Here is a 24,721-nt window from a genome sequence, read left to right as displayed (position 1 = left end):
CGCTCAGGCCCTGCGCCGGCGCCGGCCGCCCTCGCGCCCGCCCGCGGCGCCGAACGCGACATCGGGCAGAGTGACCACGCGCAGCAGTTCGGGGCAGGGCTCGCTCGCGTGCGGGATCGCGTTCGCGGCCACGAAATGCTCCTGGAACCGTGGGGCGAGGGCGGTCTCTACCTTGGTGATGCGCCCGACGATTGCCTCGACCTCCGCGCGTGCCGCTCGCGAGCACAAGGCGATGCGCGCGCCGGTGCCCGCCGCGTTGCCGGCGCTTGTCACCGCGTCCGGCGCCACATCGGGGATCATGCCCAGAACGAGCGCGTGCAGGGGCGAGATATGCGCGCCGAAGGCTCCGGCCAGCACGACGCGGTCCACGCGATCGACGCCCATTTCGTCCATCAGGAGCCGCGCGCCGGCATAGAGCGCCGACTTCGCGAGCTGGATCGCGCGCACGTCGTTCTGCGTCACGCGGATCGGCGCGCCGCCGGTCGCGCTGCCGTCATGGAGCACGTACTCCCATGTCCTGCCGTCTGCGCGAACCCGGTCGCTGCCGGTCGCCTCGGGGCTTCCGATCAGCCCGCTCGCATCCATGACGCCGGCTTGGCGCATCTCGGCGACCGCCTCGACGATGCCCGAGCCGCAGATGCCGGTGATGCCGGTGCCCGCGATCGCCGCCGCGAAGCCCGGATCGTCCGACCAGAGCGGGCAGCCGATGACACGCACCCTCGCGATCTTGGTTTCGGTATCGATCCGCACCGCCTCGATGGCGCCGGGCGCGGCGCGCTGGCCGCAGGTGATCTGCGCGCCCTCGAACGCCGGGCCGGTGGGCGACGAACAGGCCAGCACGCGGTCCCGGTTGCCCAGGAGGATCTCCGCGTTGGTCCCGACATCGACGACCAGCGACAGGTCGTCGCGCAGGTCGAGCCGCTGCGCCAGCGCGACCGCCGCGGCATCGGCGCCGACATGCCCGGCGATGCAGGGCAGGACGTAGATCCGAGCGGCGTCGGGCAGCGCCCCAAGGTCGAGATCGCGTGCGCTCAGCGTCAGGCTGTCCGAAACCGCCAGCGCGAACGGCGCCTGACCGAGCGGCACCGGATCGAGCCCGAGCAGCAGGTGATGCATCACCGGGTTGCAGACAATCGTGGCCTCCAGGATCCGCTCCGGGGCCACACCGGCGTCGGCGGCAACCTCCGCGACCAGCGTGCCCAGCGCCGTGCGCACGGCCAAAGTCATCTCCGCCGCGCCGCCCGGTGTCATCATCGCGTAGGACACGCGGCTCATCAGATCCTCGCCGAACCGGATCTGCGGGTTCATCGCCCCGGCCGAGGCGACCACCGAACCCGACGCGAGATCCGTCAGGTGCGCGGCGATCGTGGTCGAACCAAGATCGATCGCGAGCCCGAAGATCCCGTCAGCGAGAAGCCCGGGCCGGATCTCGGTCAAGCGCGCCGGGCCGCCGCGATGATCGGCGAAGACCGCGCAGGTGACCCGGCCGCCCCCGGCCTCGAGCGCCGCGGGCACCGCCGCCAGCATCGGCAGATCGGCCTCGAGCGTCCCGACGGCCCATTCGTTGGCGAGGGCCGCCGACAACCGCTCGAACGCACCCTCGGGCGCGTGCATGTCGGCGGGCGCGACCTCGACCATCATCAGCCGCGTGGCGGGATCCGTTTCGACGGGATGGGTGTCCGCGTCCTTGCGCACCACCTGGCGATGGACCTGGCTTTCGGGCGGGACGTCGATCACCGCGTCCGACAGGATCTGCGCCTGGCAGCCCAGGCGGCGCCCGGCCGCGAGCCCGCGTTTCGCATCGTACCGCGCCTCGACGGCATTCTGTTCCGACAACGCCTCGGGCCCGGCGGTGATGCCATGCTTGGCAAAGGTGCCGGACATCGGCGCCACCTGGCACTTGGAGCAGATGCCGCGCCCGCCGCAGACGGAGTCGAGATCGACACCCAGCATGCGCGCCGCGGAGAGCACCGTCGTCCCGGAGGGCACGCGCCCGCGCCGACCGGACGGGGTAAAGACGACAAGGGGATCCTGGGCCATGTCCTGCCTGTCACGAGACCTGTTTGCGCAGCTAGCCCACCCGCGCGCCGTCCTGCCCGATCCGGCGCGACGCTTTCCTGCCTGAATGAGACACGGTGCCGACGGCTCGGACAATGGCGACGGCCGAATTCCGGGGCCGCTTCACGGTGCGCCGCCCGCGCCGGCGGACGAGCCCGGCCCGGTGCGCGGGTCAGTCGCCGTCGAGCCAGCGCAGGATCTCGCCCCGGTTGCCGTCGAGGTCCGGGGCAGGGGCGCGCGCGGTCCGATCCTCGGCATCGGTCATCTTGATCGGGTTGCCGGCGGCCTTGAACGCCTGCCGCCCGTTCCGGTCGAGCACATCGACGACCATGTTGCGCGCCACGATCTGCGGGTCGCGCATCACGTCGTCGACCGATTGGATCGGCGCGTTGGGGATCCCGGCGGCGGTCAGCTTGGCGATCCAGTGCGCGCGCGTCTGGTCGAGCGTCACCGCCTCGATCAGCCGTTTGAGAAGCCGCACGTTCTCGACGCGGTCGGCGTTGCTGCCAAAGCGCGGGTCGTCGGCGATCGGCAGGCTCAGCGCCACGCAGAGCTTTTCGAACAGGACGTCGTTGCCCGCGGCGATCACGAAGAGCCCGTCGGAGGCGTGAAAGGTCTCGAACGGCGCGATCGACGGATGCCGCGCGCCGGACGGCGCCGGCGCCTTGCCGGTGACCGACGCGATGGCGATCGCGTGCTCGAGGATCGCCAGCTGGCAGTCCAGCATAGAGATGTCGATCTTGCGCCCTGTGTCCGTGCGCTGCCGGTCGTAGAGCGCGGCCAGCACACCCTGCGTAAGGTACATGCCCGCCGCGATGTCGCCGATCGAGGCGCCGACGCGCACCGGGTCCCGGTCCGCCTCGCCGGTGATCGACATGACGCCGCCACGGGCCTGAGCGACCATGTCGTAGGATGGCCGCCTGGCGTCCGGTCCGGTATGGCCGAAGCCGGACACCGCGCCGTAGATCAGGCGCGGATGTTTCCTGTGCAGTGTCTCCCAGCCGTAGTCCAGCCGCTCCATCACGCCGGGGCGGAAGTTCTCGAGAAGCACGTCCGCCCGCGCCACGAGCCGCTCGAACGTGGCGCGGTCGCTGTCGGCCTTGAGGTCGAGCGCGATCGAGGCCTTGCCGTGGTTGATGGCGGCGAAATACGCGCTCTTGCCGTTCTTGAAGGGCGGGAAGGTGCGGGTGTCGTCGCCGGTGCCGGGCCGCTCGACCTTGATGATCCGCGCGCCGAGATCGGCAAGCGTCATCGACGCGAACGGGCCCGCCAACACGTGGGTAAGGTCGAGCACGACAAGACCGGCGAGGGGCAGGGGCATAAGCGTCTCCGCTGGGCCGTTTCGAGGCTCAGGTGAACGCGCATCGTCCATGCGGCGCAAGCGACATTTCTGCAACGCGGCGGAGCGGTCACACGGGTGCGCCGGTGGCGCCCCGGGCCCGCGGAGACATGCGCGCTTTGGGGCTTTCCCCTGCGGCGCATACATGCGATGGGGACGCGCCAACCGATCCCCTCCAAAGGAGTGCCGCTCATGGAGATTCGCGAGGCGCTGACCTTCGACGATGTCCTGCTCGTTCCCGCTGAGAGCCGCGTGCTGCCCTCGACCGCAGACACCCGCACGCGGGTCACGAAATCCATCGCGCTGAACATTCCGTTGCTGTCCTCCGCGATGGACACGGTGACCGAGGCGCGGATGGCCATCACCATGGCGCAGGCGGGCGGCATCGGCGTCATTCACCGGAACCTCGACGTCGAGCAGCAGGCCCGCGAGGTGCGCCGGGTCAAACGCTTCGAGAGCGGGATCGTCTACAACCCGATCACCCTGACCCAGAACCAGACGCTTGCGGATGCGCGCGCGCTCACCGAGCGCTACGGCTTCACCGGCTTTCCGGTCGTCGACGAGGGGCGCCGGGTCGTCGGGATCGTGACAAACCGGGACATGCGCTTCGCCACGTCGGACGAAACGCCGGTCCACGCCATGATGACGAAGGACAACCTCGCCATCCTGGCCGAGCCCGCCGACCGCGACGAGGCCAAGAACCTGATGAAGGCGCGCCGGATCGAAAAGCTTCTCGTGACCGACGCGCAGGGTCGGCTGACCGGCCTGCTGACGCTCAAGGACACCGAGCAGGCGGTCCTGAACCCGACGGCGTGCAAGGACGAACTCGGCCGGCTGCGTGTGGCCGCGGCCTCCACCGTGGGCGATGCGGGCTTCGAGCGCTCCGCGGCGCTGGTCGATGCCGGCGTAGACCTGATCGTGATCGACACCGCGCACGGCCACAGCGAGGGCGTCTCGCGTGCGGTCGAGCGTGCCAAGCAGCTGTCGAACGAGGTTCAGGTCATCGCGGGCAACGTCGCCACCGCCGAGGCGACACGCGCGCTGATCGGCGCGGGCGCGGATGCGGTCAAGGTCGGGATCGGCCCGGGCTCGATCTGCACGACGCGCATGGTGGCCGGCGTGGGGATGCCGCAGCTTACCGCGATCATGGATTGTACCGCGGCCGCCGGCGACGTTCCGATCATCGCCGATGGCGGCATCAAGTATTCCGGTGATTTCGCGAAGGCGATCGCCGCCGGCGCCTCCTGCGCCATGGTCGGCAGCATGATCGCCGGGACCGACGAAAGCCCGGGCGAGGTCATTCTGTTCCAGGGCCGGTCGTTCAAGGCGTATCGCGGCATGGGTTCGCTCAGCGCGATGGCGAGCGGATCGGCCGACCGCTATTTCCAGAAGGATGCGGCCTCGGACAAGCTCGTGCCCGAGGGGATCGAAGGGCAGGTGCCCTACAAGGGCTCGGCGACCGCGGTCCTCCACCAGCTTGTCGGCGGTCTGCGCGCGGCGATGGGCTACACCGGCTGCGCCACCGTGGACGAGATGCGCGCCAACTGCGATTTCGTGCGGATCACCAATGCCGGCCTGCGCGAAAGCCACGTGCACGACGTCGCCATCACCCGCGAAAGCCCGAACTATCGCGTCGGCTGACTGATCTTTGCGCCGGGACTCCGGCGCAAACCCAGCGTCAGCGCCGCGCGCAGTCGCGGCAGAGCGCAGCCGTCGGCACCGCCGCGAGCCTTTCGCGCGCGATCGTGTCGCCGCATGTCTGGCAGGTGCCGTAAGTGCCCTCCGCGATCCGCGCCAGCGCCGCGTCTATCGCGCGAAGTTCCGTCTCGTCCGAGCGCCCCAACGCCTCCAGCACCTCGTCGCCCTCGCGCTCGGTGGCACGATCCTCTGCGTCGGGGTTCGGCGTCTCGTCGAGCGCGCTCTCGATACGGCCGAGCGCAGCGACAAGCTCCGCGCGGCGGCGGCGCAGCGTCGCCTCGGCGTCTGCGAGAATCCGGTCGGTCATTGGCGGTCCTTTCGTTTCGTGAGCCGTCTTCGGGTCACCCTGCCATCCCGGGCACATGCCGGCTTTGCGCCAGATCAAGGCGTTGCCGCGGGCGCGGCGCTCTGGGAAAAGCCTTCGAAACGGCAGTGACGGAGACCGGGCATGACGCCAGACGCAAGGGTGCAGACCGCGGCCGAGATCCTCGACCGGATCGCCGCGGGCGAGGTCGCCGAACGCGCGTTGACGACATGGGCGCGCGGTGCGCGGTTCGCCGGGTCGAAGGACCGCGCGGCGGTGCGCGATCACGTCTTCGACGCGTTGCGGCGGTGGCGGTCGGCCAGCGCGGCCGGCGGCGGCGCCTCGGGCCGGCACATCATGCTCGGCCTCCTGCGGCTCGACGATGCGGATCCCGACACGCTCTTTACCGGCACGCGGCACGGTCCGGCGCCGCTGACCGAAGAGGAGCGGTCCGGAGGGGCCGGCCCCGAGGGTCACGACCTATGGGATCTGCCGGACTGGCTCTGTGCCAGGCTCGACGCGGCCTACGGCGCGGAGGCCGAAGCCGTCGCGACGGCGCTGCGGGTGCGCGCGCCGGTCACGCTGCGCGTCAACACGCTAAAGGCCGATGTCACGAGCGCCGTGCGGGCGCTCGCGGACGAGGGGATCGAGACAGCTCCGAACCCGCTCGCGCCATGCGCGCTCACGGTGACAGCGAATGCGCGCCGGGTCGCGCAGTGCACCGCTTATGGCGACGGCCGGGTCGAGCTGCAGGACGCGGCGAGTCAGGCCGTGGTCGATCTTCTCCCGCTGGCGCCGGGCGCGCGCGTTCTCGACCTCTGCGCGGGGGGCGGCGGCAAGGCTCTCGCCATCGCCGCGCGCCTCGGCGGCGGCCCGGTCGAGGCGTGGGACGCCGATCCGGGGCGGATGCGCGATCTGCCCCCGCGCGCGAACCGCGCCGGCGCCGACATCCGGATCCTCCGAGCGCCGCAGGACGCGTATGACCTCGTTCTCACCGATGTGCCATGTTCGGGCAGCGGCGCGTGGCGGCGCACGCCCGAGGAGAAATGGCGGCTGTCACCCGAACGTCTGGTGCAACTGCAGGCAATACAGGACGGGATTCTCGACCGCGCCGCGGATCTGCTCGCGCCCGGCGGGACGCTGGCCTATGCCACATGCTCGATCCTGCCCAACGAGAACGATGCGCGCATCGACGCCTTTCTCGACCGTCGCCCCGGCTGGCGTAGTGTCCTGCGCCGCCAGTTCCTGCCCGGACCGGATGGGGACGGTTTCTTTACAGCACACTTGATGCACGCATGACGCGACTGTAGCCTCTGCAACCGCGCTTTACCGAAAATTAGGGGGCGCCGGCCACGCTGCGGACCATCAGGGGCGACGCGCCGAGTGCGAGGGACGAGTGACGAATGATGGAAGCGGAGCTAAGCTTCGCGGGCCGTGAGGCCGGCCGGCCAACGCGGCACGCTCTCTGGGCGCTCGCGCTCGTCTTCGGCATTCTCTGCTTCGTGCTCTCCGCCGTGACGCCCGGATCCGCGATCTCCGTGGCGTTGATCGGCGCCGGGGCCGTTTTCACGGGCGCTGGCGCGGTCCTCGGCGTCCGAAAGACAGCGCGCGGTCGCACGACGCCGTTGGCATCGGCGGATGTTGCGAGCGTTCTGGACGGCGACCCGTTTCCCAGTGTGCTCTGCTCCGACGACCTCGTCGTGCGCTACGCCAACCCCGCGGCGCGGCGCGATCTCTGCGCCGACCCGGGGGGCAGCCTTGTCGATTGCCTGCGGGAACGACTGGCGCATCCCGCGGCCCTGCTGCAGCGGTTGAGCGACTCGACGGCGAAGACCGGCAGCGCCGCCGAGGACGTGGTCTTGGGTGACTCGGCGGTCCGCGTCGCCGCGCGCGCGGCCGGTCCCGGCCTGACGCTCTGGCGGATCGAAGAGGTGGTCGCCGCGCCGTCGGGCGATGCCGGCGTTGCGGCGCTGTCGGTCGGGCGTCGCGGTGCCATCCTCGCGATGAACGGATCGGCGCGCGTGCTTCTTGGCCGGCGCGTCCGGGCTCTGTCGGACCTTGTCGGGCGTGACACGGTCGACAACGGCGCGGTGCACGAAATTGCCACGGCGGACGGCCGGCAGCGGATCGAGTTCCGGTGCCTGTCGGCCGGTCCGGGACGCACGGAGATCGCGCTCCTGCCCGCACCCGAGGCCGGAACCATGCCGTCGACGGTGTTCGAAACGCTGCCGATCGCGCTCGTGACTGTCGCACGTGACGGCGCCATCCTCGCCGCGAACCGCGAGGCCCGGTCGCTGCTCGCGCTCGACTGCCACGAGGGCGCGCGCCTCGGCACGTTGCTCGAGGGGCTGGGCCGCCCGATCGCCGAATGGATCGCGGACGCGGCCGAGGGACGCGGACTGAACCGTCCGGAATTTCTCCGCCTCAGTCGCGCGCACCGCGAGACGTTCCTTCAGGTCGCGCTGACACGGACCTCGGGCGGCGACCTGCTCGCCGTGATGACGGACGCAACCGAACTCAAGACGCTCGAGGCGCAATTCGTCCAGAGCCAGAAGATGCAGGCCATCGGTCAGCTCGCGGGCGGTGTCGCCCACGACTTCAACAATCTTCTGACTGCAATATCAGGGCACTGCGACCTTCTCTTGCTGCGGCACTTCAGGGGTGATCCCGCCTACGACGATCTTCTCCAGATCAACCAGAACGCCAATCGCGCCGCCGCTCTGGTCGGCCAGCTCCTGGCGTTCTCGCGCAAGCAATCGATGAAGCCCGAACTGCTCGATTTGCGCGAGACGCTGTCCGACCTCACGCACCTGCTCAACCGCCTCGTGGGCGAGCGGATTTCGCTGGAGCTGCGGCACGAGCCCGCGCTGCCAGCGATCCGCGGCGATCAAAGGCAGCTCGAACAGGTGATGATGAACCTCGTGGTGAACGCGCGCGACGCGATGCCCGACGGCGGGCGGATCCTCGTCGAGACCGAGCGGCTGACACTCGACAGCCCGTTGAAACGCGACCGCGCCGAGGTCGAACCCGGCGACTACGTCGTGGTCAAGGTCACCGACACCGGCACCGGTATCGCGCCCGACAAGGTTCGCAAGGTGTTCGAACCGTTCTACACGACCAAGCGCAGCGGCGAGGGCACCGGACTGGGCCTGTCCACTGTCTACGGCATCGTCAAGCAGACCGGCGGCTTCATCTTCCTCGACAGCGAATTGGGCGTCGGCACGACGTTTCGCCTCATCTTCCCCGCCCAGAGCGGCGTGACGAACGCCGCAGCGGTGCCGGCGCGGCCCGCCGCACGCGCGCAGGCCGGTCCGCCCGTGACCGGCGGTGTCGTGCTGCTCGTTGAGGACGAGTCGCCCGTCCGCGCCTTCGCGGCACGCGGCCTCCGGTTGAAAGGGTTCACCGTGCTGGAGGCCGAGAACGGCGAATGCGCTCTGGAGATGCTCGATGATCCGGGCCTCGAGATCGACCTGATCGTGTCCGACATGATCATGCCCGGCCGCGACGGTCCGACCTGGGTCCGCGAGGCACGTAAGGCGCGGCCCGATGTGGGGGTGATCTTCATGTCCGGCTACGCGACCGATGCGCTTGGGGCCAGCGCCGGCGACATGTCGAATGTCTCCTTCCTGCAGAAGCCGTTTTCGCTCAACAAGTTGGCAGAGGTCGTTCAGGATGGCCTGGCCGAGGCAAGCGCCCTGCGAACGACGAAATCCGAGGATCCGGACGCCGACGGCGCGAGCGGGATCCGGACCGGCGGCTAAAGCCCGTTACGCATGCCCACCCAGCGGGAGGTAAGCGACACGCTCTCCGGCCCGGCGCGCGTCATCCCGTGGCGGGCGAACGACCAGCGCGTCCGCCGCCTGCAGCACACTCAGGAGCGCACTGTCCTGACGATCGAACACGTGCAGCACACCGTCCTCGAGCCGCGCGCGCATGTAATGTTCGCGCGGTCCGTTTTCGGACAGGTCGTGTGCCAGAGGCGCCGCCTGGCGCGGCGCCGGGGCGGCGCCCAGGCCCAGCATTGCCCGGACCACCGGCGCGACGAAGACATGCCCGCACACCATCGCCGAAACCGGGTTGCCCGGCAGGCCGATCATCGCGGCTTCGCCGAGCCGGCCGGCCATCAAGGGTTTTCCCGGCCGCATCGCGACCTTGTAGAACGCCCGATCGAGCCCACGGGCCGCGGCCGCCTGCGCCACCAGGTCGTGATCGCCGACCGATGCGCCTCCCACCGTCAGGACGAGATCCGCATCGTCGACGAGACCCAGAACGGTGTCGAGAGCAGCTGTCGTGTCGCGCGCGATCGGCAGCAGGCGCGGGTCCGCTCCGAGATCCTGCAGCAGCGCGTGCAACCCGAACGTGTTGGAGGCGACGATCTGGTCCGGCCCCGGGGCGTCGCCTGGCATGACCAGTTCGTCCCCGGTCGCGATGATCGCAACGCGCGGGCGCCGCGCGACACGCACCGTGCCGGCATTCATCGCCGCCAGTAGCGCGAGATCCTGTGGCCCGATCCGGCGCGGCGCCGGCACGCGGAACCCGGCGCGGAAATCGCCGCCCGACGGGCGGATATGCGTCGCGGCATCGTCGCTGTCGAGCACGATGGAGTCGCCCTCGGCGGTCACGTCCTCCTGGATCGCGATACGCGTCGTGCCCTCGGGCACCGGCGCCCCGGTGAAGATCCGCACCGCTTCGCCGCGACCGACGCCACGGGCAAAGCGGTGGCCGGCGGCGCTTTCGCCGATCACGCGCAACCGGTCGCCCGCCGCGCCGTCCGCGATCGCGTATCCATCCATCGCCGACGCGGCAAAGGGTGGCTGGTCGCGTGACGCGACCACATCCTCGCGCAAGATGCGTCCGCCGGCCATGCGCAGCGGCACGTCTTCTGTCTCGGTCGGCCGCGCCAGATCGAAGAGGGCATCGAGCGCCGCCGCCACCGGGATCATGGCGCCTCGTACCGGCCGGATTTCCCGCCGTCCTTGAGCCGGAGCGACACGCCCCCGATCTCCATGCCGCGATCGACCGCCTTGGCCATGTCGTAGACGGTAAGCGCCGCGGTCGACACCGCGGTCAGCGCCTCCATTTCGACGCCGGTCTGGCCTGTCGTCTTGACCGTGGCCTCGATCCGCAGGCCCGGCAATTCGCTGTCGGGCACGAGATCGACCGAAACCTTCGTGACGGGCAGCGGATGACAGAGCGGGATCAGGTCGGACGTGCGCTTGGCGCCCATGATCCCGGCGAGCCGCGCCACACCGATGACATCGCCCTTGTCGGCCCGTCCTTCGACAATCATTTCAAGCGTTTCCGGCGACATCCTGACCCAGCCTGCCGCCACGGCGATGCGCGCGGTCGTCGCCTTTTCGGAGACGTCGACCATCTGCGCGCGGCCCTCGGCATCGAAATGCGTGAACCCGGCCATGGCTCAGGCTGGCACCGGATCGGCGAGGATGCGCGCGGTTGCCGCCTCGACGTTTTCCTCGCGCATCAGCGCCTCGCCGATGAGGAAGCTGCGCGCGCCGGCCTCGGCCATCGCCTTGAGGTCCTCGGTGCTGTGCAGCCCCGATTCCGAGACGAGAAGCCGGTCATCGGGCACATGCGCCGCCAGCGATCGGGTCACGTCAAGCGAGGTCTCGAAGGTATTGAGATCGCGGTTGTTCACCCCGATCAACGGCGACTTCAGCGCCAGCGCGCGGTCGAGTTCCGCGCGGTCGTGCACCTCGATCAGGACGTCCATCCCCCACTCCATCGCGCAGGCCTCGAGCTCGGCCGCCTGACCATCGTCGAGTGCCGCCATGATCAGCAGGATCGCGTCCGCATGCAGCGAACGTGCCTCGACCACCTGGTAGGGGTCGAACATGAAGTCCTTGCGCAGCGTGGGAAGCATCGTGGCGCCGCGCGCCTGGCTCAGGTAGGGCTTCGCGCCCTTGAAGAACGCCATGTCGGTCAAGACCGACAGGCAGGTGGCGCCGCCGCGTTCGTATGCTGTGGCGAGGACTGCCGGGTCGAAGTCGGCGCGGATGAGACCCTTGGACGGAGAGGCCTTCTTGATCTCGGCGATGAGCCCGTAGCCGTTGGTCTGCGCCCGGCGCAGGCTGTCGACGAAGGGCCGGACAGGATCGGCGTTGCGTGCCGCGCCCTCGATGAGGTCCAGCGGCATCGTCGCCTTGTCCGATGCAATCTCGGTGAGTTTGTGGGCCTTGATCTTGTCCAGAATGGTCTCTGTCATGTCCTCATCCAGTTGATTTCTCTCTCGCCACGGGCCTTAAGCCAGTCGTTGACGCGCGAAAAGGGGCGGGAGCCGAAGAAGCCCCGCCGCGCCGACAGCGGCGATGGGTGTGCACTCTCAAGGATAAGGTGATCGCTGCCGGTTATGAAGGGGCGATAGCGCTGTGCCTGCGCGCCCCAGAGGACAAAGGCCCGTGGCGCCTGCGAAAGTTCCTGTACCACGTCGCGGGCCAACGCGGTCCAGCCGAGATTGGCATGTCCGCCGGCCGCGCCCGCCGGAACGGTCAGCGCCGTGTTGAGCAGCAAGACCCCCTCGCGGGCCCAGCCGCGCAGGTCGCCGTCCGTTGGCGCCGTGCCAAGATCGGCGGCCATCTCCTTGAAAATGTTTCCCAGGGACCGGGGCAGGGGCCGCAAGCCCGGCGCCACCGAAAAGGCGAAGCCGTGCGCATGGCCGGGCGTGGGATAGGGATCCTGGCCGAGGATCAGAACGCGCACGTCCTCTGGCGGGAGTGCGTTCAGCGCGGCGAAGACCTCCGCGCGCGGCGGCAGGATCGTCCGCTGCTCGGCGTCGAGGGCGGCCTCGATTGCCGGCAGGTCGCGCGTGAAGAACGGAAGATGCGCCCAGGCCGGTGGCGGGGTCAGGGTCACGCCGAGGTCAGACGCGCCAGCGCCTCAACCCGCGCCTTCGCGGCGCCGGAATCGATGCTCTCGGCCGCCATTGCGACCCCGGTCATGAGGTCGTTCGCCCGGCCCGCCACGCGCAGGGCCGCGGCAGCGTTCAGCAGCACCGCGTCGCGATAAGCCGACGGCTCTCCGTCGAGCAAAGCGCGGAACGCTGCGCCGTTCTCTTGCGGCGTCCCCCCCAGGATCGACTCGAAGGGATGCTCGGGCAGGCCGGCCTCTTCGGGATGAACCTCGAACTCCGTGACTTCGTCCGCATCGAGCGCCGCCACCCAGCTGACCCCGGCGATCGACAGCTCGTCGGTACCGTCGCCACCATGAACCAGCCAGGCGCGCGCGGCGCCGAGCGCGCGCAGCGTTTCCGCCATCGGCCGGATCAGCAGGCGCGAGAAGGCGCCGGTCAGCTGGTAGGAGACGCCGGCAGGGTTCGTGAGCGGCCCGAGGATGTTGAAGATCGTCCGTGTGCCGAGCTCCATGCGCGACGGGCCCACATGCGCCATCGCCGGGTGGTGCATCGGCGCCATCATGAACGCGATTCCCGCCTCGGACAGGATGCCCGATACCCGGTCGGCCGGAACCATGACGTTCACGCCCATCTGGGTCAGCGCGTCAGCCGAGCCCGATTTCGACGACAGGTTGCGGTTGCCGTGCTTGGCCACCGGGACACCGGCGCCCGCGACCACGAAGGCGGTAGCCGTCGAGATGTTGAGCGTTCCCTTCCCGTCGCCGCCGGTCCCGACGATGTCCATCGCGTCGGCGGGGGCCTTCACCTTGTGGCATTTCGCGCGCATCACCGCGGCGGCCGCGGCATATTCCTCGACCGTCTCGCCCCGCGTTCGCAATGCCATCAGAAGCCCGCCGATCTGGCTCGGCGTGGCTTCGCCCTCGAACAATATGGAAAAGGCGCGGGTGGCCTCGTCGCGGGTCAGCGGACGGTCGGCGGCGGCGCCGATCAGGGGTTTCAGCGCGTCGCTCATCAGACGGCCGGGCAGGTCGGAGAGGTTGGGGTCATGCGTGTCCGGTCGGTCGGGAAAATCCGGTGGCTCTGGGGCCGCAGGCGGGCCGGCGGGCGTGTCGGGGGCTGGCCGCGACGAGCCACGTCGGGCTATACATGCGGCGAGCGGCGAGGGCGCGTCAAGAGGCGGGCCGGCGCGGCGATCGCAGCCCTGCGAACGAGGCTGCGACCGCGTCGCCGAGGACGGGTGAGCAGAAGAGGATCGTCTCATGGCCAAGGGCTTTCTGTCGGGCGCGGCGCTGGGTCTCGTGGCCTCGGTGGCCGCGGCGGGTGCGCTGTCCGTGGTGGTCGGGTTCCCCGAGGGACATCGTCCGATGGCCGGTGCACCGGACACCGGGACGACGCCGTCGCCGGGCGTCGGCAGGGAGACGTCCGACGACCGTGCAGAGGCCCCGGGCGAAGCGCCCGCCGAAGGTGTCGCGGCCGACACGGCGGGCACGGACGCGCCAGCCGAGACGACGACAGAGACATCGCAGACCGCTGCACCGCCCCCCGAACCCGAGGTCGCCGTAGCCCCCGAGACAGAGACGCAGACCGACGCTGACGCGGACACCAATGGTGCGGAGACGACGGCCGAAGCATCGGTCGATCCCGCAGAGTCCGAGGATACGCCCGAAGACGCGGAAACCACCGAACCGGCAGTCGACGCCGAAAACGCGACCGCTTCGGATACAAATCCTGAACCGCGCGAGCCAGCCCGCAGGCCCGGCGACGAGGCTCCGGTCGCGGTATCCGAAGAGGCCGCGCGGCTCGATGCGCCCGCATCCGAGGAGCGCGCGGCGCCGGCCGTTGACGCGGCATCGCCCGCGGCACGCCCCGAGGCGGCGCAGGACAGCGACGCGCTCGCGGCGCCGGATGCCCCTGATGAGGCGGGCGAGGTGGCCGTCGCCGACGACGCGCCAGTAGCGCCTCCGCCGCCGTCCGACGGCCCGGCCGCCCCGGCCCGCGAGGCGCTGCCCGACATCGCCACCGAACCCGCGCAGCCGCCGGCGCCGGACGTTCCGAGCGAGGAGAGCGGGCTTGTGGCCGAGATTCCCGATGACGGGGCCACGCCCGACGAACGCATCGCCGCGCTGCCGCAGACCGACGGCGCGGACACGCCGGAGGCCGACCAGAGTGACTCCGATACGGCCACGGAAGACGCCCCCGCGACCGACGACGCGGCAGAGGATACCGCCGATGCCGCGACTGAGGATGAGACGGACGGCGGCCCGGCCATCGGCGAGCGCGCCGGCAGCTTCACCCAGCGCGAAAACGCGGTGCCCGTCCGGCGCCCGGGGGCGGAGCCCGAGGCCGCGGCGTCGGACACCGGCACGGCGGAGGACGCCGATGCACCGCCGATCCAGCGCTATGCCGCGCCCGCGGTCGAGGCCGGCGATCGGCCGCTTCTCTCTGTCGTGCTGATCGACGATGGCGCCGGGCCGCTCGGCCCCGACGCGCTCGACGCGTTCCCGTTCCCCGTCACCTTCGCGGTGGATCCCGGGCTGCCCGATGTCGAAGAGCGCATGTCGGGCTACCGCGCGCGCGGCTTCGAGGTCATGGCGCTGGCCGGCATGCCCGAGGCCGGAACGCCCGCCGATGCCGAAGTGGCCATCGAGGCGGCGCTCAGCGCGCTGCCCGAGGCCGTGGGCGTTCTCGAACGGCCGGGCTCGACGCTGCAAGGCTCGCGCGCCGTGTCCGACCAGGTCGCGGAGATCCTGTCGTCGAGCGGGCACGGCCTCCTGATGGCGCCGGACGGGCTCAACACCGGACAGCAGCTCGCAGCCCGCGCCGGCGTGCCGTCGGCCACGATCTTCCGCGATTTCGACGGCGAGGGGCAGGACCCGACGGTGCAGCGCCGCTTTCTGGACCAGGCCGCGTTCCGGGCCGGGCAGGAGGGCGCGGTGGTGATGCTGGGCCGGCTGCGCGCCGATACGATTTCGGCGCTGCTGCTGTGGTCGCTTCAGGACCGGGCCGACGAAGTGGCTCTCGTGCCGGCGTCGCAGGTCCTGCGCCGGGGCGCATCGGGCTAGCTCAGGCCTCCGCCCAGCGGTCGAGCGTCGTCGCGAGATCGCCGTAGCCGGTGAACCGGCGTTCGAACCGCAGGCCCAGGCGATCTGCGCAGGCTCGGGCGCGCTCCGTCAGGGTCGCGTCTGCGGTCTGTGCGAGGTAAATTACGCGGTCGTAGTGCCCGAAATACATGTCGCGTAGTTCCGGGTGCCGGTCGAGCCCGAGCGGCTCGATCACGAACGCCTCGAATTGACGCGCGAGGAAGTCGGTCAGGTAGAATGCCGTCATCTCGTCGCGCGTGTCGAACGCCGACAAGCCGTCGAAAAAGGCATAGCAGTGCGGCCCAGGCACCATCTCGACCCCAAGCGCGTCACAGCGCGCCGCGAGACGCCCCCCGGTGCCGCAATCGGCGTAGACCACGAAGATGCGCTCGTAAGCGTCGCGATGCCGGTGCACCGCGGCTTCGACCGCGTCCGGGATCGCGTCTGGCGTGTTGTGAAGGATGGCGGGCAGGCAGGCGAGATCGAGGTGGTGCCAGCCGTTTGCATGGCGCAGCGCGAGGATCTCTCGCGCAAGCGCTCCGCATGCGATCAGCAGGAGCCGGCCACTGCGTTCGGGCGCCCGTCCGGAAACGGTCAGCGAGATGTCGTCGGGAGCGGTGTCGCTCACCGCCGACCTGTCAGGCCTGGCGGTCGTCGTAGGGGACGTGCCCGAGGCCCCAGCGCAGCACCAGCGCCACGACGATGAGGATCGGCAGGATCGTCATCGCTCCGAACGCGCTGAGCGCCCAGATCGTCAGGGCGGCCATCGACATCGCGAACAGCACGAGCAGGGCAAAAAAGGTCACGGGCATGAACGTCTCCTCTCTTGTGCCAAAATATGGGCCGGTTACCGGCACAAGAAAAGCCCCGTTCCCGAAAGGTGGCGGTTTGACGCTACGGCAGATGCCCGCCCTCAGCCGAGCGCCATCGAATTGTGCTTGCGCGTCATCATGGCCTTCGCTGTCTCGACCGCGACGGCGGCGTCGCGGCAATAGGCGTCCGCGCCGATGGCACGACCGAATTCCTCGTTGAGGGGCGCACCGCCCACCAGCACGATGTAGTCGTCGCGGATACCCTCCTGGACCATCGTGTCGATCACCGTCTTCATGTACGGCATGGTCGTGGTCAGGAGCGCCGACATGCCGAGGATGTCGGGCTTCTCGGTCTCCAGCGCCTCGAGATACTTCTCGACCGGGTTGTTGATACCGATGTCGATGACCTCGAAGCCCGCGCCCTCCATCATCATCGACACGAGGTTCTTGCCGATGTCGTGGATGTCGCCCTTGACCGTGCCGATGACCATGCGGCCCACTGTCGGCGCATCGGTCTCTGCGAGGAGCGGCTTTAGGATCGCCATGCCGGCCTTCATCGCGTTGGCCGAGAGCAGGACCTCGGGCACGAACAGGATCCCGTCGCGGAAATCGCGGCCGACGATCGTCATGCCGGCGACGAGCGCCTCGGTCAGGATCGTGTAGGGCGCCCATCCCCGGTCCAGCAGGATGTGCACGCCTTCCTCGATCTCTTCCTTGAGACCGTCGTACAGGTCGTCGTGCATCTGCGGCACGAGCTCCTCGTCGGGCAGCTCGGACAGGATCAGATCATCTTCCGCATCGGCCATCGTCGGGTCCTCCGCCCTAACACACGCTTGGTCGCCAATCGCATACCTTCGCCCACAATCCTCGGACCCGGCCCTGTGAAAGCGCTGTTTTGCGACTTCGCAGGCGGATAATGCGACGGCCGTTCTGAATATTCCGTTGCCGTGTCCGCCATGCCATTGTCGATGTTCTCTTTATGTTCCATATTCGGGGCATGACACGGCATCTCAACCCGGTCGAACGCGACAGTCGCCGCGGACGCGGCGCCGCCTCCTGCGATTCCGGTCGGTTCGAACGGCACGCGCGCGAGCTGACCCACGACGGCTGGGACATCCCCGAGGAGACCGCTCTGCTGCGCACGGACGTGCGGGAGGAGCGCCCACGCAGCCTCATCAACTACGTGCGCTCGCCCGACATCCCGTTCGATCGCACGATCAATCCCTACCGGGGATGCGAACACGGCTGCATCTACTGCTTCGCCCGGCCGACCCATGCCTACCTGAACCTGTCGCCCGGGCTCGATTTCGAGACGAAGCTGATCGCGCGCCCGCATGCCGCCGAGGTTCTGGCGCGCGAACTGCGCGCGCCGCGCTACCGGGTCGCCCCGATCGCCATCGGCACGAACACCGATCCCTATCAGCCGATCGAGCGCGACCGGGGCATCATGCGTCAGATCCTCGAAGTGCTGCGCGCATTCCGCCATCCGGTCGGGATCGTCACCAAGGGCACGCTCATCGAGCGCGACATCGACATCCTCGCACCGATGGCGGCAGAGGGACTTGTCCGCGTCGGGCTGTCGGTCACGACGCTCGACGCGCAGCTGGCGCGGCGCCTGGAGCCGCGCGCGCCCGCGCCTGCGCGACGCCTCGCGGCCATCGGCCGGCTGAGCGCGGCGGGCATCCCGGTGCGGCTGATGGTGTCGCCCGTGGTGCCCGCGCTCACCGACCCGGAGATGGAGCGCATCATGGAGGCGGGGGCCGCCGCGGGCGCCGACGCGGCGAGCTGGATCATGCTGCGTCTCCCGCGCGAGGTCGCGCCGCTCTGGCGCGACTGGCTGGAGGAGTACTATCCCGATCGCGCCGGACGCATCATGAACCGCCTGCGCGAAATGCACCGCGGCAAGGATTACGACAGCGCATGGCACCGCCGGATGCGGGGCGAGGGACCGTACGCGGAGGTCATCGGCCACCGGTTCAAGATCGCCGCGCGCCGTCTCGGCCTCGATCGGCCGACCGCACCGCTCCAAGCGGGATTGTTTCGCGTCCCGCCGCAAAAGGGCGATCAGCTCGCATTGTTTTAGCCGGCGACACCGGCGGAATGTCGTTTCGCTCCGGCGGGTTGCGGTCCCGTGCGCGGCCGAAATGTCCGAGGGAGAGCCCGCACTTGCAAGATTGTTAGCCAATTTTCTGAAACAGCGACGCGTCGTGTCGCGTGACTGCCGTGCGAATTCAATTCAGATCCACTTGGAGGCTCCATGGCTGCCACCCCGCAATCTCTCAGCATGTTCGAGGACGGACTCGCCTCGGCCGAGGCCATCTATTCGGTCGACTTCGCGTCGCTCAACAATTCCGGCGTAACCGGGACCGCGCTCCTTACGCTCGCGCCCGAGAACGATGACGGCGAACAGATCCTGTCGGTCTCCATTGCCGTGGACGGCATGGAGTCGTCGGTCGGCGTGCCCCAGCACATCCACGGCCTGTTCGAAGGCGGCGACCCGGCCAACGGCGCTGCGGATTCGATGACGCCCGATATCTCCGCCGACACGGACGGCGACGGCTTCGTCGAGGTCATTGAAGGCGTTCCGAACTACGGCGACGTGATCCTGACGCTCGTCGACGAGGACGGCAACGCGCCGATGACCAACGCCGACGGCAGCTTTACCTACAGCTATTCCTTCGACGTGAACAACGACGAGGACTTCGGCAGCCCGGTCACGATGACCGACTACGAGGGTGACGACGTTCTGCCGCTGCCGTTCCGCGAGATCGTGCTGCACGGCGTGACTGTCCCCGAGGGCTCGGGCGACGGCACCGAAGGCGAAGTCAACGGGGCCGGCGGCTTCATCCCGATCCTTCCGGCAGCCGCGGGCGAGATCGAGGAGACCACGCTCGAAGAAGCGATGGAGATCTTCAACGACCAGCAGGCGGTGCTCGGCACGACGGCGACCGCCGACGCCGGCGGTGACACGCTCACCGGCACCGAGGGCAACGACGACCTGACCGGCGGCGCCGGCACGGACGTGATCGACGCGCTGGCCGGCGATGACATGGTGTCGGGCGGTGACGACGACACGAACGCCGAGAACGATGCCGATGATGGCGCGGCCGGCTCCCTCGAGCTGTCGGACTACGACAACGGCTATGCCGGCGGTGACGGCGACGACACGCTCGAAGGCGGTGTCGGCGACGACATCATCAGCGGCGACGACGACAGCCGCGTGTCCGACGCAGCCGGCAACATGTTCGATGTCGACGCCGATGGCGACGACATGATCTCGGGTGGCGCAGGAAACGACGAGATCCACGTCGGGACCTGGGCCGACAGTGACGACGGCTTCGACAACACCCATACCGGCAGCGGCAACGACACCGCGTCGGGTGGCGAGGGTGACGACATCCTCGTAGGCGACATGGGCGACGACGTGCTGGCCGGCGAAAGCGGCAACGACACGATCCTCGACGCCGATAGCGACAACACCCGCAACAACGCCGACAACGGCGCGTCGGGCGCGCTGCCGCTTTCGGAATACGACAACGGCTATGCCGGCGGCGCGGGCGATGACATGATTTCCGGTTCGGCCGGCGACGACATCATCACCGGTGACGACGACACCCGTGTCTCGGCGGCGGCCGGGATCGACTTCAATGCCGGGGCCGACGGGTCCGACACGATCATGGGCGGCGACGGCAACGACGAAATCCACACCGGCACCTGGATCGACGGTGACGACGTGGATGACGACACTGCCAACACCCAGACCGGCATGGCCGGAGACGAAGCCTACGGCGAAGGCGGGAACGACATCCTGCGCGGTGCCGGCGGTGACGACCTCCTGTCCGGTGGCGACGGTGACGACAACATCGGCGGCGCTGCGGGTGACGACTTCCTGGCCGGTAACGACGGCAACGACCTGCTCTTCGCCGGCGACGGCAACGACGAGCTGGCCGGTGGTGCCGGGACCGACACCGTGCGCGGCGAAGCCGGCAACGACAACATCGGCGGCGGTGCCGGCAACGACAGCATCGAGGGCGGCGACGGCAACGATATCGTCGGCGCGGGTTCGGGCAATGACATCGTCTACGGCAATGCCGGAAACGATTTCATGAACGGCGGCCTCGGTGACGACCTCGTTCTCAGCGGTACGGGCGACGACACCGCCGGCGGCGGTCAGGGTGACGACATCGTGACCGGCGGCATGGGCGACGACTCGCTCGGCGGCGGCTTCAACGACGACTCCATCGAAGGCGGCGCGGGCGACGACCTGATCGGCGGCGGCACCGGGATGGACACCGTCTTTGCCGGGGTTGGCGACGACTTCGTGGCCGGCGGCGCCGGCGCGGACGAGCTGCACGGTCAGGCGGGTTCCGATACCGTCAACGGTGGTCTCGGTGACGACATGCTCTGGGGCAACGAGGGCGAGGACCTCTTCGTCTTCAACCTCATCAACTCGGGCGAGACCGACACGATCATGGACTTCGAGGACGGTGCGGACCTGATCCAGGCGCGCGGCGTGACCTTCGACGATGCCACGGTCACCGACAGCTCGACCGAAGACATGATGTCCGCCACCGTCACCATCGACGGCCACGACATCGTGCTTCAGGGCGTCGATGCGGCCGACATCGGATCCGAGGATTTCATCTTCGTGTGACGGCAGGGTCTCCGGCGGGGCGCGGCCCCGCCGGGCTCCGAAGGCCTACGAGCAGGCAAGACAGGGCCCATGCCGGAGCGATCCGGCATGGGCCTTTTTCACGAAGCGCCGGTGGGCATGAAGGCTCGGGACATCGCGCGGCCGTCCGGCGCCGCGACAGAGCGAGCCCGCGCAGAGGGGAGCCGTGCGCCGCGGCGCCGCCCCCGTAAACCCGCATCCGTCAAACGCGGGAATTGTGGGGGGCCGCACCCGGTTGGGCGTTACCGCTCCGGCAGAAGGCCTCGCGGCGAGAAGCGCAGCACCAGAAGCAGCACCAGCCCCATTGTCAGCAGGCGCATGTGCTGCACGCTGCCGAGCAGGTGCGACTTCAGCGGCCCGTCCGCGAGCCCGGAAGTCACGAGGCCCATCAACGCCTGGCCCATCGGCTCCACCTGCACCCACAGGAACCAGATCAGGAATCCGCCGAGCACCGCGCCGTAATTGTTGCCGGATCCGCCGACGATCACCATGACCCAGATCAGGAAGGTGTAGCGCAGCGGCTGGTAGGAGGACGGGGTGAGCTGGCCGTCGAGCGTGGTCATCATCGCGCCGGCGACGCCGCAGATCGCCGAGCCGAGCACGAAGACCTGCAGGTGGCGGCGCGTCACGTCCTTGCCCATCGCGCGGGCGGCAGTCTCGTTGTCGCGGATCGCGCGCATCATCCGGCCCCAGGGCGAGTTCAGAGCGAGCTGCGCGAGCACCAGCACGATCACCAGCACCGCCGCGAACAGAAGCCCGTATCCCGCCTTCACGTAAAGCGTGGAGGCCGTCGTCGGATCGAGCCCGAAACCGGCCGCGCGCTCGACGAAGCCCGGATCGCGCTGCAGGTCGACCTCGTAGGGCACCGGGCGCGGCAGGCCGATCACGTTCTTCACCCCGCGCGCCAGCCAGTCCTCGTTCTTCAGCACGGCGATGACGATCTCCGCGATGCCGAGCGTCGCGATCGCCAGGTAGTCCGACCGCAGCCCCAGCGCGGTCTTGCCGATGATCCATGCCGCCCCCGCGGCGAGCGCGCCGCCCACCGGCCAGGCGAACAGCACCGGCAGCCCGAGCCCGCCGAGATACCCCGTCGAGGCGGCGTTGACGCTCTCGACCGCGTCGACCGCCGGGCCGAGCACCGCGCGGTAGATCGCGAAGCCCGCGATCAGGAGCGCCGCCACGGCCCAGCCGCGCCACCGGCGCGCGACCCGGCGCCACGCCAGGACCGCCGCCACCAGCGCGCCCGCGCCGATCGCGAGCCCGGCGAGAATGCGCGCGCCGCCCGCCGCCCAGGCGTCTCCGACCGGCGGCATCGACACCAGCACCACCGACAGCCCGCCCAGCGCGACGAAGCCCATGACCCCTACGTTGAACAGCCCGGCAAAGCCCCATTGCAGGTTGACCCCCAGCGACATGACCGCCGACACGAGGCCCATGTTGAGGATCAGAAGCGCCGAGTTCCAGCTCTGCACGATCCCGGTCCCAACGATCAGGACCGCGACCAGCGCGAACATCAGCGGCGTGCGAAGTGTCGGGCTCATACCGATTTCCCCCTGAAGAGGCCGGTGGGCCGGAACAGCAGCACCACCACCAGGATCATGAAGCTCACCGCGAACTTGTAGTCGGTGGCCATCAACTGGACGAGCCCGTCGGGCGCGAGACTGTCGGGCAGGACGTAGCCCAGAACCTTCTTCCAGGCATAGGTGATCGCCACCTCCGAAAAGGCGATCACGTAGCCGCCGGCGATCGCGCCGAGCGGGGAGCCCAGGCCGCCGACGATGGCCGCGGCGAAGATCGGCAGCAGGAGCTGGAAATAGGTGAAGGGCATGAAGCTCTTGTCGAGCCCGTAGAGCACGCCCGCGATGGTCGCCAGCGCCGCCACGATCAGCCACGTCACCCGCACCACCCGTTCGGGGTCGATCCCCGACAGCAGCGCGAGGTCCTCGTTGTCGGAGAACGCCCGCATCGACTTGCCCGTGCGCGTGCGCGTCAGAAACCAGAAGAGGAGAGCCACCACGATCACCGCCGTCACCACCGTGATCGCCTGCGTGCCGCGGATCACCAGGGGCTCGGCCAGCCCCGTCCACTCGCGGAACTGGCGCGCGTTCACGAGGTACCGCGCACCATCGGCGAAGGTGCGGTTTTCGGGCCCGATCACCAGGCGCGTCAGCCCGTTGTAGACGAACATCACGCCCATCGACACGATCACGAGGATCACCGGCACCGCCTTCTGCACCCGGTAGAACCGGAAGACGAGCCGGTCGGTCGCCAGGAGCAGAAGGGCGCAGCCGACGATCCCGAACGGAATCGCCAGGAGCGCCGTAGGCAGCGGCCCGAGGCTCACGCCGAGCGATTGCAGCCCCCACGTCACCAGGATCGCCACCATCGTTCCGAAGGCCATGGTGTCGCCGTGGGCGAAGTTCGAGAACCGCAGGATGCCGTAGACCAGCGTCACCCCGAGCGCGCCCAGCGCCAACTGGCTGCCATAGGCGATCGCCGGGATCAGCACGAAATTCGACAGCGCCACGAACGCGTTCAGCATATCCATCACGACGCTCCCGGACCGGGGACGATCGGAGAGAGCCGCGCGGACTCGCCCGTCGGGCTGCAATCGGGGCGCTCCGGCAGACCGCCGAGGCTCAGACGCGTGCAGGAGAAGCCGGCGCGGTACGTGCGCGCGCCCGTGTCGTCGAACAGCGTCCACGCGCCGAACGGCCCGTCGGTCGTCATCACGCTGCGCCACGCGGCAAGCTGGGCCGGCTTCGGCAGCGGCGCGCCACCGGAGATCCGGCAGGCATAGAAGGTGGCGCCGTCCGGCGTCCGCAGGCGCGCGTGCCGGCACGACGAGCCGGTGGCGATCGCCGAGCCGTAGAGCCATAGCAGACAGTCACCGACCCTGGCGGGCGGCTCCGCCAGGTCCGTCTCGACCGCGGCGATCTCGCAGTGCCAGACCATCAGATCGCCGCGCGTCACATCCTCCGCGGCAAGCGGGCCCGCCATAACCAGGCCCGCCGTCGCGCAGGCCCGGACGGACGCCTTCGGTGTCGCACCCATCCTCATCCCCCCAGGAAACTCCGCCGCACCTCGTCGTCGGCCAGAAGCTCGCGCCCGGTTCCGGTATGCGCGTTGCGCCCCTGCACCAGCACGTAGCCCTTGTCGGCGATCTCCAGCGCCTGCCGGGCGTTCTGCTCCACCATCAGCACCGGCAGGCCGGACCGCGCCACCTCGATGATCCGGTCGAAGAGCTCGTCCATCACGATCGGCGACACGCCCGCCGTCGGCTCGTCGAGCATCAGGACCTTGGGGCGCGTCATCAGCGCGCGCCCAACCGCCACCTGCTGGCGCTGGCCGCCGGACAACTCGCCCGCGGGCTGGCGCCGCTTCTCCTTCAGGATCGGGAAAAGATCGTAGACCTGCGCCATCGTGCCGGAGATGTCGTCGCGCCGGATGAAGGCGCCCATCTCAAGGTTTTCCTCGACGCTCAGCGAGGTGAAGATGTTCGAGGTCTGCGGCACGAAGCCCATGCCCTTCTTCACCCGGTCCTGCGGCGTCAGGCGGGTGATGTCCTCGCCGTCGAGCCGCACCGCGCCCTCGCGCAGGTCGAGCATCCCGAACACCGCCTTCATCGCGGTCGACTTGCCGGCGCCGTTCGGCCCGACGATCACCGCGATCTCGCCGCGCTCCACGGCGATGGTGCAGCCGTGCAGGATGTCCGCGCCGCGGCCGTAGCCGCCGGTCATCGCGTCGCCGATCAGGAACGGGCCCTCGGGCGCCGGCGTCACGTCGCCCGACCGCCCCTTGGGATAGTAGCTGCCGCGTCCGGTCGGGTTGGTGATCGACCGGTCGCGATTGCCGCGGTCGTCGTGCAGCGGATCGCTCATTCCCGGCCC

General features: G+C 69.5%; 21 protein-coding genes. 6 read left to right on the top strand and 15 right to left on the bottom strand.

Annotated features, from left to right (window positions below; translation table 11 throughout):
- Nucleotides 1-3: 3 nt before the first annotated feature.
- Entirely contained in the window at nt 4-2,040 is a 2,037-nt protein-coding gene (locus ROJ8625_RS05570; protein ID WP_085790895.1) for an ASKHA domain-containing protein, read from the bottom strand.
- Between the two features lie 190 nt (nt 2,041-2,230).
- Nucleotides 2,231-3,379 (bottom strand): CaiB/BaiF CoA transferase family protein, encoded by a 1,149-nt coding sequence (locus ROJ8625_RS05565; protein ID WP_085790894.1) that lies wholly within the window; start codon nt 3,377-3,379, stop codon nt 2,231-2,233.
- Between the two features lie 210 nt (nt 3,380-3,589).
- On the opposite strand from ROJ8625_RS05565, the gene guaB reads away from it, so the two are divergent.
- Nucleotides 3,590-5,038, top strand: a complete 1,449-nt coding sequence (gene guaB / locus ROJ8625_RS05560) for an IMP dehydrogenase (RefSeq protein WP_085790893.1) — start codon at nt 3,590-3,592, stop codon at nt 5,036-5,038.
- A gap of 37 nt (nt 5,039-5,075) precedes the next feature.
- On the opposite strand, the gene ROJ8625_RS05555 is transcribed toward guaB, so the two are convergent.
- Complete coding sequence (locus tag ROJ8625_RS05555; protein ID WP_085790892.1) at nt 5,076-5,402, bottom strand: TraR/DksA family transcriptional regulator; 327 nt, start codon at nt 5,400-5,402, stop codon at nt 5,076-5,078.
- Nucleotides 5,403-5,543: 141 nt separating this feature from the next.
- Between ROJ8625_RS05555 and ROJ8625_RS05550 the strand changes: the two genes are divergently transcribed.
- Nucleotides 5,544-6,698, top strand: a complete 1,155-nt coding sequence (locus tag ROJ8625_RS05550) for an RsmB/NOP family class I SAM-dependent RNA methyltransferase (RefSeq protein ID WP_085790891.1) — start codon at nt 5,544-5,546, stop codon at nt 6,696-6,698.
- Between the two features lie 104 nt (nt 6,699-6,802).
- Complete coding sequence (locus ROJ8625_RS05545) at nt 6,803-9,160, top strand: hybrid sensor histidine kinase/response regulator (protein WP_085790890.1); 2,358 nt, start codon at nt 6,803-6,805, stop codon at nt 9,158-9,160.
- 6 nt (nt 9,161-9,166) lie between these two features.
- On the opposite strand, the gene ROJ8625_RS05540 is transcribed toward ROJ8625_RS05545, so the two are convergent.
- From ROJ8625_RS05540 to trpD, 5 genes are read right to left on the bottom strand one after another with little or no spacing between them, the layout of a single operon-like run.
- The gene (locus tag ROJ8625_RS05540; protein WP_085790889.1) at nt 9,167-10,342 is read right to left on the bottom strand and encodes a molybdopterin molybdotransferase MoeA; all 1,176 of its coding nucleotides are present in this window, start codon (nt 10,340-10,342) and stop codon (nt 9,167-9,169) included.
- Nucleotides 10,339-10,815: a cyclic pyranopterin monophosphate synthase MoaC gene (gene moaC / locus ROJ8625_RS05535; RefSeq protein ID WP_085790888.1), complete on the bottom strand. Its 477-nt coding sequence runs from the start codon at nt 10,813-10,815 to the stop codon at nt 10,339-10,341. Before moaC ends, ROJ8625_RS05540 begins: the two co-directional genes overlap by 4 nt.
- Before the next feature lie 3 nt (nt 10,816-10,818).
- On the bottom strand, nt 10,819-11,622 hold the full coding sequence (trpC, locus tag ROJ8625_RS05530; RefSeq protein ID WP_085790887.1) for an indole-3-glycerol phosphate synthase TrpC: 804 nt from the start codon (nt 11,620-11,622) through the stop codon (nt 10,819-10,821).
- A complete protein-coding gene (locus ROJ8625_RS05525; protein WP_085791338.1) occupies nt 11,619-12,263 on the bottom strand; it encodes a uracil-DNA glycosylase in 645 nt (214 codons plus the stop codon). Before ROJ8625_RS05525 ends, trpC begins: the two co-directional genes overlap by 4 nt.
- A 2-nt stretch (nt 12,264-12,265) precedes the next feature.
- Nucleotides 12,266-13,279 (bottom strand): anthranilate phosphoribosyltransferase, encoded by a 1,014-nt coding sequence (gene trpD / locus ROJ8625_RS05520; RefSeq protein ID WP_085790886.1) that lies wholly within the window; start codon nt 13,277-13,279, stop codon nt 12,266-12,268.
- A 247-nt stretch (nt 13,280-13,526) separates the two neighbouring features.
- Between trpD and ROJ8625_RS05515 the strand changes: the two genes are divergently transcribed.
- Nucleotides 13,527-15,329 (top strand): divergent polysaccharide deacteylase family protein, encoded by a 1,803-nt coding sequence (locus tag ROJ8625_RS05515; protein ID WP_085790885.1) that lies wholly within the window; start codon nt 13,527-13,529, stop codon nt 15,327-15,329.
- Nucleotide 15,330: 1 nt separating this feature from the next.
- On the opposite strand, the gene ROJ8625_RS05510 is transcribed toward ROJ8625_RS05515, so the two are convergent.
- From ROJ8625_RS05510 to ROJ8625_RS05505, 3 genes are all read right to left on the bottom strand, one after another.
- Entirely contained in the window at nt 15,331-15,975 is a 645-nt protein-coding gene (locus ROJ8625_RS05510) for a DUF1638 domain-containing protein (protein WP_085790884.1), read from the bottom strand.
- Between the two features lie 10 nt (nt 15,976-15,985).
- Nucleotides 15,986-16,159, bottom strand: coding sequence for a hypothetical protein (locus tag ROJ8625_RS20955; RefSeq protein ID WP_159456730.1), 174 nt, complete (start codon nt 16,157-16,159; stop codon nt 15,986-15,988).
- A gap of 101 nt (nt 16,160-16,260) precedes the next feature.
- Entirely contained in the window at nt 16,261-16,965 is a 705-nt protein-coding gene (locus ROJ8625_RS05505) for a cobalamin B12-binding domain-containing protein (protein WP_085790883.1), read from the bottom strand.
- A 191-nt stretch (nt 16,966-17,156) separates the two neighbouring features.
- Between ROJ8625_RS05505 and ROJ8625_RS05500 the strand changes: the two genes are divergently transcribed.
- Complete coding sequence (locus tag ROJ8625_RS05500; protein ID WP_085791337.1) at nt 17,157-18,242, top strand: PA0069 family radical SAM protein; 1,086 nt, start codon at nt 17,157-17,159, stop codon at nt 18,240-18,242.
- 174 nt (nt 18,243-18,416) lie between these two features.
- Nucleotides 18,417-20,813, top strand: a complete 2,397-nt coding sequence (locus ROJ8625_RS05495) for a calcium-binding protein (protein ID WP_085790882.1) — start codon at nt 18,417-18,419, stop codon at nt 20,811-20,813.
- 260 nt (nt 20,814-21,073) lie between these two features.
- Here ROJ8625_RS05495 and ROJ8625_RS05490 read toward each other — a convergent pair whose 3' ends face one another.
- Genes ROJ8625_RS05490 through ROJ8625_RS05475 form a run of 4 tightly spaced genes read right to left on the bottom strand, consistent with a single transcriptional unit; the run spans nt 21,074 to nt 24,712 of the window.
- On the bottom strand, nt 21,074-22,372 hold the full coding sequence (locus ROJ8625_RS05490) for a branched-chain amino acid ABC transporter permease (protein ID WP_085790881.1): 1,299 nt from the start codon (nt 22,370-22,372) through the stop codon (nt 21,074-21,076).
- On the bottom strand, nt 22,369-23,379 hold the full coding sequence (locus ROJ8625_RS05485) for a branched-chain amino acid ABC transporter permease (protein WP_085790880.1): 1,011 nt from the start codon (nt 23,377-23,379) through the stop codon (nt 22,369-22,371). The genes ROJ8625_RS05490 and ROJ8625_RS05485 overlap by 4 nt, the downstream gene beginning before the upstream one ends.
- Complete coding sequence (locus ROJ8625_RS05480) at nt 23,379-23,831, bottom strand: hypothetical protein (RefSeq protein ID WP_159456729.1); 453 nt, start codon at nt 23,829-23,831, stop codon at nt 23,379-23,381. Before ROJ8625_RS05480 ends, ROJ8625_RS05485 begins: the two co-directional genes overlap by 1 nt.
- A gap of 56 nt (nt 23,832-23,887) precedes the next feature.
- Nucleotides 23,888-24,712, bottom strand: coding sequence for an ABC transporter ATP-binding protein (locus tag ROJ8625_RS05475; protein ID WP_085790878.1), 825 nt, complete (start codon nt 24,710-24,712; stop codon nt 23,888-23,890).
- Nucleotides 24,713-24,721 lie beyond the last annotated feature (9 nt).

It is taken from the genome of Roseivivax jejudonensis (genome assembly GCF_900172265.1).
GTDB classification, from domain to species: domain Bacteria; phylum Pseudomonadota; class Alphaproteobacteria; order Rhodobacterales; family Rhodobacteraceae; genus Roseivivax; species Roseivivax jejudonensis.
The sequence above is the reverse complement of the archived record's forward strand: the minus strand, read 5'-3'. Positions and strand labels throughout refer to the sequence as shown.

Coding starts and splice junctions, on each gene's coding strand:
- ROJ8625_RS05570 (WP_085790895.1), bottom strand. CDS start 2,040: ATGGCCCAGGATCCCCTTGTCGTCTTTACCCCGTCCGGTCGGCGCGGG.
- ROJ8625_RS05565 (WP_085790894.1), bottom strand. CDS start 3,379: ATGCCCCTGCCCCTCGCCGGTCTTGTCGTGCTCGACCTTACCCACGTG.
- guaB (WP_085790893.1), top strand. CDS start 3,590: ATGGAGATTCGCGAGGCGCTGACCTTCGACGATGTCCTGCTCGTTCCC.
- ROJ8625_RS05555 (WP_085790892.1), bottom strand. CDS start 5,402: ATGACCGACCGGATTCTCGCAGACGCCGAGGCGACGCTGCGCCGCCGC.
- ROJ8625_RS05550 (WP_085790891.1), top strand. CDS start 5,544: ATGACGCCAGACGCAAGGGTGCAGACCGCGGCCGAGATCCTCGACCGG.
- ROJ8625_RS05545 (WP_085790890.1), top strand. CDS start 6,803: ATGATGGAAGCGGAGCTAAGCTTCGCGGGCCGTGAGGCCGGCCGGCCA.
- ROJ8625_RS05540 (WP_085790889.1), bottom strand. CDS start 10,342: ATGATCCCGGTGGCGGCGGCGCTCGATGCCCTCTTCGATCTGGCGCGG.
- moaC (WP_085790888.1), bottom strand. CDS start 10,815: ATGGCCGGGTTCACGCATTTCGATGCCGAGGGCCGCGCGCAGATGGTC.
- trpC (WP_085790887.1), bottom strand. CDS start 11,622: ATGACAGAGACCATTCTGGACAAGATCAAGGCCCACAAACTCACCGAG.
- trpD (WP_085790886.1), bottom strand. CDS start 13,279: ATGAGCGACGCGCTGAAACCCCTGATCGGCGCCGCCGCCGACCGTCCG.
- ROJ8625_RS05515 (WP_085790885.1), top strand. CDS start 13,527: ATGGCCAAGGGCTTTCTGTCGGGCGCGGCGCTGGGTCTCGTGGCCTCG.
- ROJ8625_RS20955 (WP_159456730.1), bottom strand. CDS start 16,159: ATGCCCGTGACCTTTTTTGCCCTGCTCGTGCTGTTCGCGATGTCGATG.
- ROJ8625_RS05505 (WP_085790883.1), bottom strand. CDS start 16,965: ATGGCCGATGCGGAAGATGATCTGATCCTGTCCGAGCTGCCCGACGAG.
- ROJ8625_RS05500 (WP_085791337.1), top strand. CDS start 17,157: ATGACACGGCATCTCAACCCGGTCGAACGCGACAGTCGCCGCGGACGC.
- ROJ8625_RS05495 (WP_085790882.1), top strand. CDS start 18,417: ATGGCTGCCACCCCGCAATCTCTCAGCATGTTCGAGGACGGACTCGCC.
- ROJ8625_RS05490 (WP_085790881.1), bottom strand. CDS start 22,372: ATGAGCCCGACACTTCGCACGCCGCTGATGTTCGCGCTGGTCGCGGTC.
- ROJ8625_RS05485 (WP_085790880.1), bottom strand. CDS start 23,379: ATGGATATGCTGAACGCGTTCGTGGCGCTGTCGAATTTCGTGCTGATC.
- ROJ8625_RS05480 (WP_159456729.1), bottom strand. CDS start 23,831: ATGGCGGGCCCGCTTGCCGCGGAGGATGTGACGCGCGGCGATCTGATG.
- ROJ8625_RS05475 (WP_085790878.1), bottom strand. CDS start 24,712: ATGAGCGATCCGCTGCACGACGACCGCGGCAATCGCGACCGGTCGATC.